Source organism: Pauljensenia sp. 20925_1_27, from assembly GCF_041432835.1.
Taxonomy (GTDB): domain Bacteria; phylum Actinomycetota; class Actinomycetes; order Actinomycetales; family Actinomycetaceae; genus Pauljensenia.
On record NZ_JAPWAH010000013.1, the window covers coordinates 1 to 13370 of the forward strand.

General features: G+C 66.8%; 11 protein-coding genes and 1 tRNA gene. 2 read left to right on the forward strand and 10 right to left on the reverse strand.

Annotated elements, in window-relative coordinates; genetic code table 11:
- The 7 genes from O3684_RS07575 to O3684_RS07605 all read right to left on the reverse strand — a co-directional run.
- A partial coding sequence (locus O3684_RS07575; RefSeq protein WP_500066074.1) for an IS1/IS1595 family N-terminal zinc-binding domain-containing protein occupies positions 1 to 302 on the reverse strand: 302 nt, incomplete at its 3' end.
- 218 nt (positions 303 to 520) lie between these two features.
- Positions 521 to 596 (reverse strand) — tRNA-Ala (locus O3684_RS07580).
- A gap of 130 nt (positions 597 to 726) precedes the next feature.
- Entirely contained in the window at positions 727 to 2028 is a 1302-nt protein-coding gene (locus O3684_RS07585; protein WP_500066132.1) for an ISL3 family transposase, read from the reverse strand.
- A gap of 252 nt (positions 2029 to 2280) precedes the next feature.
- A complete protein-coding gene (locus O3684_RS07590) occupies positions 2281 to 3261 on the reverse strand; it encodes a hypothetical protein (protein WP_500066075.1) in 981 nt (326 codons plus the stop codon).
- Positions 3262 to 3452: 191 nt separating this feature from the next.
- Entirely contained in the window at positions 3453 to 4151 is a 699-nt protein-coding gene (locus O3684_RS07595; protein ID WP_048676520.1) for a GNAT family N-acetyltransferase, read from the reverse strand.
- On the reverse strand, positions 4148 to 5374 hold the full coding sequence (locus tag O3684_RS07600) for a molybdopterin molybdotransferase MoeA (protein ID WP_500066077.1): 1227 nt from the start codon (positions 5372 to 5374) through the stop codon (positions 4148 to 4150). Before O3684_RS07600 ends, O3684_RS07595 begins: the two co-directional genes overlap by 4 nt.
- A gap of 5 nt (positions 5375 to 5379) precedes the next feature.
- Positions 5380 to 6303, reverse strand: coding sequence for a UTP--glucose-1-phosphate uridylyltransferase (locus O3684_RS07605; protein ID WP_500066078.1), 924 nt, complete (start codon positions 6301 to 6303; stop codon positions 5380 to 5382).
- Positions 6304 to 6442: 139 nt separating this feature from the next.
- Between O3684_RS07605 and O3684_RS07610 the strand changes: the two genes are divergently transcribed.
- Both O3684_RS07610 and mscL read left to right on the forward strand, forming a co-directional pair.
- Positions 6443 to 7033: a 5-formyltetrahydrofolate cyclo-ligase gene (locus tag O3684_RS07610; protein ID WP_500066079.1), complete on the forward strand. Its 591-nt coding sequence runs from the start codon at positions 6443 to 6445 to the stop codon at positions 7031 to 7033.
- A 290-nt stretch (positions 7034 to 7323) separates the two neighbouring features.
- Positions 7324 to 7719: a large conductance mechanosensitive channel protein MscL gene (mscL, locus tag O3684_RS07615; protein ID WP_500066081.1), complete on the forward strand. Its 396-nt coding sequence runs from the start codon at positions 7324 to 7326 to the stop codon at positions 7717 to 7719.
- Between the two features lie 269 nt (positions 7720 to 7988).
- Here mscL and O3684_RS07620 read toward each other — a convergent pair whose 3' ends face one another.
- From O3684_RS07620 to O3684_RS07630, 3 genes are read right to left on the reverse strand one after another with little or no spacing between them, the layout of a single operon-like run.
- Positions 7989 to 8210: a toxin gene (locus O3684_RS07620; protein ID WP_500066082.1), complete on the reverse strand. Its 222-nt coding sequence runs from the start codon at positions 8208 to 8210 to the stop codon at positions 7989 to 7991.
- Positions 8203 to 12423 (reverse strand): PDDEXK-like endonuclease domain-containing protein, encoded by a 4221-nt coding sequence (locus O3684_RS07625; RefSeq protein ID WP_500066084.1) that lies wholly within the window; start codon positions 12421 to 12423, stop codon positions 8203 to 8205. The genes O3684_RS07620 and O3684_RS07625 overlap by 8 nt, the downstream gene beginning before the upstream one ends.
- Before the next feature lie 28 nt (positions 12424 to 12451).
- Complete coding sequence (locus O3684_RS07630; RefSeq protein ID WP_500066086.1) at positions 12452 to 13366, reverse strand: DMT family transporter; 915 nt, start codon at positions 13364 to 13366, stop codon at positions 12452 to 12454.
- Between the last annotated feature and the right edge of the window lie 4 nt (positions 13367 to 13370).

A 13370-nucleotide genomic window follows, 5' to 3' on the forward strand; every position in this document is an offset into this window, starting at 1 on the left:
CCCAGGTGGATACCGTCAACGAAGATGACCTCATGAACCTCATCGACGATCGGGCTAAACGGCCATAACTGCCACAATGGCTCACAACGCCTACGAAACGAGCGTCCCCCACCAGGCAAATCCACCTGACGACGTCGACCCAGCAGCCAGGCCACGAACTCATCAAGGTGCTTGGCCGTGGAGTCAATTTCGTTCAGCATCGTGATTTGACAGGGTTTACACCGCCACCGCTGACGACCTGATGAAGTCCTACCGTGACGGATCATTGGGCAACCACACACAGGGCACGATGCAGTATTCACAGGAACGAGGCAAACACAACCAACTAAAAAGCTACTTTCCCGCGCAACAAAGCCGAAAAGTCACCCCTCCAGCAACACGATTTGTCCATCCTCATAGTTGGCCCCAACCAACTAAAATACCGACTTTCCCGCACCAGAAAGCCGAAACATCACCCTAGCAGCAACACGTAGTGTCCTATAACCCCAAAAAACCGACATCCGGATCGGATGTCGGCCTGTGGTGGAGCTAGGGGGATTCGAACCCCCGACCTTCTCATTGCGAACGAGACGCGCTACCAACTGCGCCATAGCCCCAAGGACTCACACAGCTTAGCACCATGCTTATCAGCCTTGCAAGCCGACCACCGTCGCGTGCGACATGACACGGAGATGGAACGGACAAGGGAGCCGCGCAGACAGCGCGACGTTAACGGGCTCTTCGCATTTAAGGGTGTAGGAGGTGGTGGAATCCCCCGGAGTGGAGGAGGCAGCGTAGGCGGTAGTTTCGGTGGTTGATGAATCCTTGGGCGATGCCGCGGAGGTGTTCGAGGCGTCCGTTGATGGCTTCGGTGGGGCCGTTGCTGGTGTGGGGGTGGTCGAAGTAGGCCAGGATGTCCCTGGCTCTGCGTTTGAAGGTTCTGCCCATGCGGGCTAGTTCGATGCATGTGTGTGGCAAGTCCGGGCGGGTGATCGTCGTGATGAGCTGGTGGAGGGTGTTTTTGCCGCGCCTGGGGTCACGATCACGGTAGGCCGCTAAGAGGTCCTGGTAGATTCTCCAGGTGGCGTGCACGTCAGCGTGGTCGGGGCAGGCGAATAAGGCATCCAAGCGCGCTTGGGATGTGTCGGTGAGGATGTCGGTACCGGTCAGGAGCGTTTTGCGGGCCGCGTACAAGGGGTCGCCCTTGCGGCCGCGATGCCCCAGGGTTTCTTGCTGGACGCGCTGGCGGCACTGCTCTAGGGCGTCGATAGCGATATGAACAACGTGGAAGGGATCCATCACCGCCACCGCCCCTGGAAGCTGGCTGACTGCTGCGCTTTTGAAGCCACTGAACCCATCCATCGCCACGATCTCGATGTTGTCCTTCCATTCTTGGGGGCACGCGGCCAGCCAGGAAGACAAGACGCGTGTGGAGCGGCCTTGCACCACGTCCAGGAGGCGGGCCGGGCCAGTATGGTCGCGTACAGGGGTCAAGTCCACGATCACCGTGGCGTACTTGTCCCCACCCCGATGACGCCACACATGCTCATCAACCCCAATGACGCGCACGCCTTCAAAACGAGTCGAATCCGCCAGCAGGAGTTCTTCCCCATAGGCCAGTATCGCCTCGTTGGCGGTATGCCAGGCTACCGCCAGGTGAGCGGCGATCCGATTCATGGACATATTGTCAGCGATCAAGCACACAAGTCCCCAGCGCAAGGCCCCAAAGGAGAGTTTGGGGCGTGGGGGAGCCACCTGGCTGATGTCATCACACCAGGAGCGAGAACACGCGCGACATCGGTAACGTCCCACATACACCGCCAGCGTTGTGGGCTGATGCCCCCGCGGTTCGTGCGCTAAGCGCCGGGTACGCGACCCCAGCGAATACCCCGGGCGCCCACACCCTGGACACAGCCGAGCAGGACTAGCGGCACGGCACTTCAGGACGAACCCGCCCCCCTGGCAGCGCATCCCCACAGCCACTAAGCCCAGCTCCTCCAACCCGCAATAGGCCGTCATATCCGGAGTGGAAAAGGTAGCATGAGACATGTCGGGGCCTCCCAGCGTTTGAAGTGTCGCAACCTCAATCATCGGGCAGGCCCCGACCCCATGCCAACACCACCCCCACACCCCAAAATGCGAAGAGCCCGTTAACGAGTGCGCCGCCGCGAACACTCCACGAGGGAAGACACCACCAGCCCTCTAAACGCGCACATCCGAGCCAACCGTTCCAGCGGCCCCCAGATGCGACCGCGCCGCGAGCCCGAAGGCCCGCGGCGCGGCATCACAACGATTCGGCTATTACTGGGCGCGGCGCGCGTCGAGGACGGCATCCAGGTCGAGGGCGACGGCCTGGTCGGCGACGACCTCGGCGGTGGTGCGGGCACCCACCTGGGCGGTCTGGGCGATCGGGCGTGCCGGAACGGCCGCGCCGATGCGCGGGATGCCACGCAGGTCAGTGTCGGCGTGGACCATGCGGCCGCGAACACGCTCGCGCGACGCGTAGGTCGGCGCGGGAACGGGGACGACGGTCCAGGCGCGTGCGGGAGTGTCGGCGACCTCGACGATCTCGGGGACGTCGACGTTGAAGACGAGGGAGGGAACGGATCCGGTCTGAGGCGCAGCATCGGACGCCGCAGTTTCCTCCCCAGCTTCGTCGGATGAAGAAGAGGCGCGCTCGGCGGGAACGGAAACGGGAGACGCAGCGGTGGGCCGACCGGCGCCACGGACGTCCCCACGAAGCTTGGTGAGCAGTTCGAGCTCTCGTTCAGATGCCTGCTGGGAGCGGACGGCGGCGACACGAGAGGCCCCGAGCGAGCCCACGAGCGCGACGGCCGGGATGGCGATCCAGGCCCACGCGATGGAGGTCGCGGCGATCACGATGCCGAGTCCGACGGTCGCGAGGGCACAGATGCCGGTGATGACCATGCGGCGGCGTGCGGCGGCATTTTCGGCGGCGATGCGTGCGGCGCGGCGGGCGCGCAGCTTGGCGATATCACGGACCGCCTTGTTGTTGCGTCGGTCGATGACGGGGCGGCTACGTCCCGTGGTGCCTTGGTGCATGCTGCCTCCGCTCGTGAGTGCGCACTCGGCCAGGATGGTTCCGCTGGCGTGGTCGCACGTCTCTAATTCTGTCTCATTCGCGTGGATGATGCGCAGTTTCGGCGAAAAACGGTCGATTTCGCGAGACTGGACGATAGCTGTTCGGCGCGCGACGAGTGACGGTACGGTCGCAAAAAGCGCGACGAATACCGCGACGATGACGAGTCCACCGATCTCCACCCTCTCAACGTACGGGCGTTTGACGCGCGAGGGCCTGTGCGGTGGGCGCGTGTCGGGCTCTCAAACCTTTCGGTAAAAAGAGAAGTATCCCCAGGTGTCACACTTGTAACACCAGCATCATTCGCACCACGTAGGCCAACACGGGGGACACGGTCCCGACCAGCGCATCAGCCCACGCGCAGGCGAGCTCGTCAGTCGATCGCGCTGCGCCCCCACCGCCGCTGCACGAGCCCGCCCTCGGGCAGGGACTCGGCGTCGATGAAGAAGGCGATATGGTCCGCCCACTGCCCACCGATGTGCATAAACCGGGGGCGTAGCCCCTCCTCCACGAGGCCGAGGCCTCGGCACACCCCCAGGGATCGCTCATTCTCGGGACGCACGCACACTTCGACGCGATGCAGACCAAGCTCCCCGACGACGAGGTCCAAGACGAGGGCAGCGACGAGGGAACCCAGGCCTCGGCCCGCCCACTCCGAGACGATCCAGTAGCCGAGCATGCCCGATGACATCGCACCCCAATGGACGTTCGAGATCGAGAATTGACCCACGTAACGCCCGTCGATCTGCACGCCGAAAATCAGCGCGTTGCCGAGGCGCTGATCGCGGTCGGCGCGATGCACGTACTGTGAGAACGTCGGGATATGCTCGAGCGTGTCCGGCGGCAGGGTCGCTTCCCACGGGCGCAACCAATGCCCGTCGGTACGGCGCACGGTATCGAGGGCGCGGTGCTCCTCGCCGCGCACGGGACGTACGACGAGTTCGCGCGGCCGAGGATTCGACTCGGGCCCAGAGCGCAGGAAGCCGCGACCGACCGGGTCGGGAACGCGCAGCGTGAGCATCTCAATGTCGCGCCCCCACACGCACGTGCGGCGACGGAAGAAACACCTCATTCGAGGACCAGGCACTGGAGGCTGTCCCCTGCTCGCACGGTGGTCACGTCCTCGGGCACGACCGCGAGAGCGTTGGAGTCCGCGAGCGCGGACAGCAGCAACGAGGCCGGGGTGCCCATGACGGCGGCGTTGTAGCCGGAGCGGGGCGAGCCGGTGAGGCGCACGCGCACGAACTCGCGGCGTCCGCGCGGGGAGTACCAGGAGCGGTCGATGGCGGCGCGTACGACGGGGCGGTTGACGGCGGTCCAGCCCTGCATGTGTCGCAGCGCGGGGCGGACGAAGACCTCGAAGCAGACCTGGGCGGAGACCGGGTCGCCGGGCAGGCAGACGATGGGAGTGCCGGGCTGGCCGTCCTCGGCACCAACGGTGCCCACACCCATGATGTGGCCGGGCCATGCGGCGACGTTGTCGAAGCGGACGGTGCCGAGCGCACCAAGGACCTCGCGGACAGTATCGCCGCTGCCGTAGGAGATGCCGCCGGTCGTCAGGATCAGGTCCGCGCGCACCAGCTGATCCTCGATTGTCTCGCGCAGGCGGGCGCGCTCGTCCGGCACGGCGGCGACGCGGAAGGTCTGGGCGCCAGCGTCCGCGACGGCGGTCGACAGTGCGTGGCCGTTCGCGTCGAAGACGGTGCCGGGACGGGCCTCGCCGCCGGGCTCGACGATCTCGTCGCCGATCGAGATGATGACGACGCGCGGGCGCGGGTGGACCAGGACGCGGTCACGGCCCACGCCTGCGAGGAGCGCCATCTGGCGGGCACCAATGCGTGTGCCGGCGCGCAGGACCGTGTCACCCTGCGCGACATCCTCCGCGCGGCGACGAATATTCTCGCCACTGGCAGGGGCGGTGCGCAGGGCGACCTGGGCGATGCCGTGGTCCGTGAACTCGAGGGAGACCACGGCCTCAGCACCCGTGGGCATGGGTGCGCCGGACGCGATCCGAATCGCCGTGCCGGGCACGAGGGCGGCCGGGTCGACCGCGCCGGCGCGGATCTCCTCGGTGACGGGAAGCGTCACCGGCGTCTCCAGGGTCGCTCCCTCGCAGTCGCGAACGCGAACCGCGTATCCGTCGCACGCCGACAGGTCGGCGACCGGGAGGTTGAAGGGAGCCTGCACGTCCTCTGCGAGCACGCAGCTGACCGCGTCAGCGAGCTGAACGTCGAGCGGCGGCAGCGCGTGGGCAACGGCCATGCAGTCCTGGTAGAAGTCGGCAACGCTTCGCATAGTTGTTAGTCCTCGAGCTTGGAGCGCAGGAACTCCTTGAGTTCCGCTCCAAGCGCCGGGTCCTCAAGGGCGAGCGTCACGTTGGCTTCGAGGTAGCCGAGTTTGTCCCCGGTGTCGAAGCGTCGCTCGTCGATGACTACACCGTACAACCCTCCACCCTCTTCTTCGGGGAGGTCGATCATACGCGCGTACCCATCTGTGAGCTGATACTCACCGCCGGCGCCCGGTTCGATATTCTCGAGGGCCGTGAACACGGCCGGGTCGAGCAGGTAGCGGCCGACGACCGCGTACTCGGACTTGACCTCTTCGAGCGGGGGCTTCTCGGTGACGTCGGTGATGCGCATGAGCTGGCCTTCTTCGAGGTCGACGCCCTCGGGAATCGGCAGAACCTCGACGGCGGTCGACGCGTAGGCGGTGGCCTGCTCGGGGGTGACCTTGAGCAGGGCGACGACGGTGCCGCCCAGGGCGCCTCGCACCTGGATCATCTTGCGCAGCAGCTGCGAGCCGGGCTCCATGAGGTCGTCGGGCAGCAGGACGGCGAAGGGGGCGTCGCCCACGTGGGACTTGGCCTGGAGGATCGCGTGGCCGAGGCCGAGGGGGTGGCCCTGGCGCACGGAATGGACGCGCGCGTACTTCTTGTACTCGTTGACGTACTCGAGGGCCTTTTCCTTGCCGGCCTTCTCCAGGTCGGCCTCGAGGCCGGGTTCGGCGTCGAAGTAGTCTTCGATTGACTGCTTACCGGCGCGGGTGACGAACAGGATATCTTCGATGCCGGCATCCGTGGCCTCGCGAACGATGTACTCGATCGAGGGGCGGTCGACGACGGGCAACATTTCCTTGGGCACGGACTTCGTGATGGGCAGGAAGCGGGTTCCGCGACCGGCCGAGGGAACGACAGCGTGCACTACTGGCTGGTTTTTATCTGACATACTTCACAGAGTAGCGAAGAAACCGTCCGAGAGGGAGACGATGGCCACAAAAACAACTCTCCGCGCGGAGGTGCGTAGCAGGCGCCGCACCCGGCGCGCCGAGGCCCCCACGCTCGGATCCCACACAGCACCGTCCCCCATGACAGCACCCACTAAATCCGAGTCCCCACTATTCCCGGAAGCCATCCCCTCCCCCGTTCCCGTGCGCAACCGCGCCGAAGCGGAAGGGATCGCGCTCCAGATTCGCGCCCTGGCCTCGTCAATGGGCGGAGTCACGCTGCCCGCGCTCTTCGTGCCCACCCCCCTCGAGCCCGACTTGTCCCTGACGCTCGGGGCCTTCGATCGCGCGCTCCTGCCCATCCTCCTCGACGAGGCCGGCACCCCCTACCGCTCCCCTCGCTGGGGCCTGTGGGAGGCGGGGCAGGCGTTGGTAACGCTCGGGCGACCTCCCGCTCAGCCGCGCGGTGAGGCAATGGGGGCGGAGTCGCTCACAGAGGCGGATCTCATCGTCATTCCTGCGCTGGCTGCATCCACGGACGGAGCACGCCTCGGGCAGGGCGGCGGCTGGTACGACCGTGCGCTCATGCACCGCTCCCCCGACGTTCCAGTGGTCGCAGTGATTTTCGACGACGAAGTGCTCGCCCCCGGAGAAATTCCCACGGAGGCTCACGACGTTCCAATCGACGCGATCATCACGCCGACACGCACGATCGCTACGACCGTTCGATAGCGCCTTTTCCGAGCGTTTACTGTCTTCTGCGACACTAACAGTCGTTTGTCACACACCTTTCACGGCTGAGTTTTCGGCAGAAAATCGCAGTTCGCTGACCGAATTGCAAAAAGTGCGACGAACCTTACCCTCTAAGCACTGTCCGTAAGACGAAAGTCCCCACTAGTGTTTTCCACGGTAAAGGTGCGCCAAACACGCGCTCGCCCCGGCGGCAACAGACCGCCACGCCGAGACACTTCGGCGATTCAGACTTGTCGGCCTAGCCGACCCCTTTCACTACAGGAGAACCCATGCTCAAGGGATTCAAGGAATTCATCTCTCGCGGCAACGTCATCGAGCTGGCCGTCGGTGTCATCATCGGTGCCGCCTTTAAAAACATCGTCGACGCCCTCGTTAACGGTGTTATCAACCCTCTCATCGCTGCCTTCGTCGGCAAGCCAGACTTCTCGAAAGCCTTCATCGTCACGTTCCACGGCACCGATATTACGTTTGGTGTTCTGCTGACCGCCGTCATCAACTTCCTGATCATGGCATTCGCCCTCTACTTCTTCCTTGTCCTGCCCATGAACTACCTTGCCAAGCGCACGAAGAAGGCCGAGGATGAGGCCCCCAAGGAGGTCTCCGACGAGGTCAAGCTCCTCACCGAGATCCGCGATGCCCTCGCCCAGGGCACGCCGCGCCACTGAGCATCTGATCCCTCTTCCTGAGGGACGAAGGCGGGGCCGATGCAACTGCATCGGCCCCGCCTTGTTGCATCCCCGCGGTCCTGCGCGACGACGCGCCCCTAATTTCGCATGCAATTCGGCGACCCGAACTTTCAGCCACCCCGACAAACGTTGAAATTGCAACGCCTATATTTCAAAGCATGAAAAGTTGACAGGGAAATTGCATGCGACATTACCGGGAAATTACGCATCGGATCGACGCCCCGGTGCGGCTCGCGGCACCGACGCCCCTACGCCCGCGCCTGGGAATGCGGCGGCACGTTGGCCAGTAGGCGCGCGTCGTTGGCCCCGTCCCCCCGGTCGGGGGCGTCGGCCATCGATCCGGGCCGCGTGTCTTCGGGGCGCACGCGATCCTCCCAGGAGGGCGGCAGCCCCTCCTCGATGAGGTGGCGGTCCACGTCAGACACGTAGCGCGCGACGCGACGGCGCTTACGCGGCACCGCCTCACTCATCGGTGCCCTCAGCATCAGAGGACTCCGCCTGGGCATCCTCGGAGGCCGAGGCCTCACCGGCCTCCCGCGCGGCCGCAGGCTTCGTGCGGCGCACGACGTTGCCGAGGACCGCGTCGGACTGGAAGCCACGGCGCGTGATGCCCAGGGCCTCGCGCAGCTCTTCGGCGGTCTCCAGATCGGTGCGCTCAACACCGTCGGAACGTACCCAGGCGGCCATCTCGTCGAGCTGGTCGTCGGAGTAGGCAGCCAGAGGCAGCCCCTTGGCGATCGCCGGGCGTGGCCCGCGATTCTCCTCGGAGGCGCGCTCCTTGCGCTTGATGGCCAGCAGCATGCCGGTCGTGTCCTCGTCGGCCTTCTTGCGACGCTTGGATTCCTCGTCGAGGCCGTCATCCAGCATCGGCATGCGCGGGGCGACGGGTTCCTCGGAGTCGTCCTCCGAGTCGTCATCGGATTCATCCGAGCCCAACGAAGCCGTGGCCGCGGATGCCTCTTCCACGCGCTCCTCTGCGGCCTCGTCGTCGACGACGCGCTCAGGAATGGCCACGACGGGCTCATCCTGGGTGGCATGCAGCTTCTCGAGGGCGTTGAGGACGCTATCCACGATCGCCGAGGCTTCCTTCTCGGGGTCGATGAACAGCGCCATCGACAGGGCCGTGTAGACGGCCCAGCCCTGGGCTTCGAGCCAGCGGGGACGGGCGCGGTCACGCACGCGCTGGCTGGGCTCGGCCAAATACTCCTCGTCGTCGGTGAGGACGGCGAGCAGTAGGCGTCCCGGGGAGTCCGGGTGCCCGATGGCCAGGGGGATGCGCATGCCGCCGGGGATACCGACGTTGGCGACGACCTCGAGCCCGCGCGAATACAGGTGCTCGGCGAGGTCGACGAGCAGGCGGTCCGGCTCGCCGGCCAGGACCGGCCACGCGTCCATTCCTTCTCCGGCGTGTCCCTCGGCGATCTCGATGAGGTCGACGAGCATCCGCGACCCCTCGTGTGCCAGGCGATCGCGGTCGATCTCCTCGCTGTGAAGCGAGCAGACGAGGGTGAGGTCGCCGCGCACGGCGCGCAGGATCTCAGCCAGCGTGTCGGCACCGGCCTCGCTAGAGAGGACGCCGAAGTCGTGGATGACGCGCCCGTGTGGCGTCTTCGCGAAGCCCACGGACACGATGAGGGACTCGCGGGTGAGGCCCACGGCCTGCGAGGGGCCGACGACCACGAAGGGTTCGGGCGTCGCCGGGTCAAAGAACGAGGCCAGGCCGGGTTCCTCGGCGCGCACCGTCTCCAGGGCGTCGCGGATGCGCCCGGCGTGGCGGTCGGACAGGGCGACGACGGCGAGGGAGCGTTCGGGCGATTCCACCGCGTGTTCGATGACGGCGTCGACGACGGCACGCACCTCGGCGGCTGTCGATTCGATGGCGTGCGCGCCGGGGGCGGGCATGCCCGTCGCCTCGACCCAGCGGGCGCTCACGGGCGCGTTCGCGGCCGTCCACGGGACAGGAACGCCCGCGTGCTCGTAGCCGTAGCGGGCCAGCAGCAGGGCGACCTGGTCGTTGAGGCGGCGCGGGCCGGGCTCGACGTGCAGGACCGGCAGGATGCTCGCAAGGTCGCGGGTCGCGCCACCCTCCGAGGCCGCCGCCAGATCGTCGATGACGACCAGCTGGTGGCCGCGGGCGATAATCGGCGCGAGCTCGGCCAGGGGCAGCCCGTCCGCACCGTCGAGGACGACGAGGTCGACGGTGCGTCCCGTGGGAGCCAGGGTGGGAACCATCGAGGGAACCGTCATCAACACGGGTAGCAGGTGTCGCACGAGGGGGTAGGTGACCAGCAGATCCAGGTCGCTGGGTGCTTTCCCATCGGCGAGGAGTTCGCGCAGCTCCTCGTACTGGCTCGGACGCGCCGCGAGGGCGTTCGTGCGGATCCTACGCACGCCGGTGATGGCCTGCGGGATGAGCGAGGCCACCTGTTCCTCGTCCAGCTCTCGGCCCCCGCGGGCCAGGTCCTCAAGCGCGCCGGGATCGACGCCGCCGAGTGCAGGCTGCGCGGCGAGCATGGCGCGCAGCAGCGAGGCCCACCACGCGAGGTCGAGCTCGGTGTCGATCGCACTGTCCTCGACGTGGCGATCCGCGAGGTCCTGGGCCAGCTTGTCGAGGCCTCGGGCGGCGAGGCGTTCACGCATCGCCAGGCGGGCCGGGACCTCGCGCGCCGCCGAGGTGTCGCCTGCCCACCGCTCGATGAGGGTCGTCAGGCGCTGCAGGTGGGTGCCCACCAGGTCCGGTTCCTCCGCCACGAAGACGGGTGCGATCGCGTCGAGGTCGTCGCGCACGGCATCGGTGAGCGCCGAGATCTCGCCGATCTTCGAGGGCAGGATCGGCCACGAGTCTTCGCCGCACACCGCACACCATGCGTCGCGGCGCTCCTGGACGCGGATGAGGGCGCGGTGCAGGTCGGGCACGTGCACGCCGGGGCGCACGAGGTCCTGGGCCTGCTTGACGAGGCGGTTGCGCTCCGAGCGGCCCATCGAGATGTCGTGGTCCTTGCGCCACTGCTTGGGGGCGGTCGCGATCACCATGTCGGCTGCGCTGCGTTCGAACACGCGGGGCTGGAACACGTCGAGGACGTCCGCGATGCCGTCGAACATGGCGAGTTGGCGATCCCACTGGGCGAGCGTACCGGCGGGCTTGATGCCGGCCTCGCCCGCGACGGAGGCGATGTGGACGCGCAGCTCGGGCAGCGTCTTGGAGAGGCGATCGACGCGCAGCAGCACGTCGGAGGCCTGCTCGTCGGAGGTGAGGACCGCGTTGCTCCACGCGGAGGATGAGCCGCCCGAGAGGGTGTCCGACGCGAGGGCTTCGCGCAGGAGGGCCCGGGCGCTCTCGCCCTGGTCGACGGCGATCTCGTACAGAGTGTCCTCGGACAGGCGCACGCGCGTCGTGGGCGCGTTGTCGCCGCTCGTCAGGTCGGTCAGGGCCCGCAGCGCATCGGCCGCGCAGACGCCGAAGCGGCCGTACGGCTGGTGGAGTGCAACGGCGTAGGACGACAGGGCAGCGCGAACCTGACGCAGGCGTGTGCGCATGGCGTCGACGCTCTCCTGGTCGACGACCGGAGCGGTGTCCTCCATGGCGGAGGAGACTCGGGCCGCGAGGGTGCGACGCGCATCCGAGTAGCCATCGATGTTCGCGACGATGTCGGCCAACCCGAGGTCGGAGAGACGCGAATATGCGGCGATTGAGCGCGACGGCGACGTCGACACGTGCAGGACGGAACGGCCGGTCGCCGCAGCGTCAGCCAGGATCGCTGCCACGACCGAGGCGTCGTCACTGTGGGCTGGAATATCAACGAAAACACTGTGTCCGTCGGAGGCTGCTTCGACGGCGTCCTGCTGGACGGGGATGAGATCGCCGACGCCCTTTTCCGCCCACGGGTCACGGTCTGCCGGGTTCGGTTCGTGCGCCTGCGTGACCAGGTCGTTGCGTGCGTCTTGGTCTCCCGCGAGCGCGCGGATCACCTGGGAGTCTTCGAGGGCGGTGACGTCCTCGCTCAGGCTGGCGGCGAGGGCGGTGGCGGGGTGGCAGAAGAGGCCGATGACGAGCTCGTCACGGATCTCGAAGCGCGGCAGGGCGGAGCACAGCTCGCGCAGGGCGTTCATCGCCTGCGAGGAGGAGAAACCGTGGGTTCCGCTGGCTGTGGCCAGCACGGTCTCACCGTCTGCGTCGACTCCGTGCTCGCGCAGCGCGTCGGCCAGTTCGGGGGCGAGGATCGCGCCTCGTCCCAGGGCGATGAGGACGTCGTCGTCGCGTCGCACGAGGCGCACAGGGCGCAGCAGGGCGGGGACGGTGATCGCGTCCATGCCGCTGCCCCACGTGGCGGTGCCGATGCCCAGGTGGATGGGGCCGGTGCCGTGCGCGGACGCACGCTGCTCGGAGCGGGCGATGAGTGCTCGCGCCCGATCGAGGGCGCGACCGAGGGCGATGGGTTCGCGGATGAGCAGGCTCAGGCGGACGGGGTGTTCCGTGTACAGCTGGGCGAGGCCTCCGGGGTGCGCGCCGGAGAGGGACAGCGTCGGCAGCGACGGCCTGTCGGCGGCGATGTCACGGTCGAGGCGCGCGCGCCACTGATCGCGCGCCTGAGCCACGAGGGTGGTCGGGTGCGTCGAGGTCGACGAGGCCGAGGTGGCCTCGGGTTCGGGGGCGGAACGTCGCGAAAAGATACTAGGAACCACGTTTTAACCCTACGGCAGCACCGCCCTCTTATGTGACGCGGCGCGCCCGGAGGAGGTCGACAACGGAAATGGTCACAACGGCACCGACGATAAGTGCCATGCCAACGATGTCGACGCCCGTGTAGGAGGTACCCATGACGAGGGCGGAAAAGGCGGTTGCGGCGATGGGCTCGAGGCTCCCGATGAGCGACGCCCTGACGGGGCCGATGCGACCCACGCCCCACAGGTAGGCGGTGAAGGCGACGGTGGTACCGAGGACGACGGTGATGAACATGGCGAGCACGACGTCGAGCGTCCAGGTGATGTCGAATCGCCACACTCGACCGACCAGGCCGACGCACACACCCGCGATCAGCAGGCCGTATGCCACGACGACGTCCGCACCGTAGGCCGCAATGAGCCGAGCGGGAAGCAGCGTGTATGTCGCGAGCGTGAGCGCAGCAACGGCTCCCCAGGCGAGGGCAGTGGGTGTAATGACGAGGGAGTCCAGCACCCCGTGCGTGCACAGCAGGAAGGTACCGCTCACGGCGAGGACGATGGCAATCACCTCGGAGGCACGCGGCCATCGCCTGTGGGTGAGACACACCCAGACGACGATGAGGATCAGGCCCAGGTACTGGAGGACGGTGCCGGTGCCCGCGTTCGACTCCCGGATCGCCCCCATGTAGGTGATCTGGCAGGCCGCGAGCCCAAAAATTGCGTAGATCACGAGGACTCGCCAGTTGCGTGGCGCACGGACGAGATCACGATGCGGGGCCGAGACCCCGCGCGAACGGAGAAGAACGCAGGCGAGGGTGAGAAGGCCACCGACGAACATACGGAAAAAGCTGATGAGAGTGAGCTCGATGCCATGGCGGCTCATGAGGTACTCAGCAGAGACACCGGAGGCACCCCAGCACAGTGCGGCGACGACGGTGACCGCATACCCCATTGGATGACGCATAACG

Bases quoted from the DNA above. Each gene is read 5' to 3' on its own strand.
- O3684_RS07595 (WP_048676520.1), bottom strand. From the start codon at position 4,151: ATGAGGTGTTTCTTCCGTCGCCGCACGTGCGTGTGGGGGCGCGACATT.
- O3684_RS07620 (WP_500066082.1), bottom strand. From the start codon at position 8,210: ATGAGTGAGGCGGTGCCGCGTAAGCGCCGTCGCGTCGCGCGCTACGTG.
- O3684_RS07605 (WP_500066078.1), bottom strand. From the start codon at position 6,303: ATGTCAGATAAAAACCAGCCAGTAGTGCACGCTGTCGTTCCCTCGGCC.
- O3684_RS07610 (WP_500066079.1), top strand. From the start codon at position 6,443: ATGACAGCACCCACTAAATCCGAGTCCCCACTATTCCCGGAAGCCATC.
- mscL (WP_500066081.1), top strand. From the start codon at position 7,324: ATGCTCAAGGGATTCAAGGAATTCATCTCTCGCGGCAACGTCATCGAG.
- O3684_RS07630 (WP_500066086.1), bottom strand. From the start codon at position 13,366: ATGCGTCATCCAATGGGGTATGCGGTCACCGTCGTCGCCGCACTGTGC.
- O3684_RS07600 (WP_500066077.1), bottom strand. From the start codon at position 5,374: ATGCGAAGCGTTGCCGACTTCTACCAGGACTGCATGGCCGTTGCCCAC.
- O3684_RS07585 (WP_500066132.1), bottom strand. From the start codon at position 2,028: ATGTCTCATGCTACCTTTTCCACTCCGGATATGACGGCCTATTGCGGG.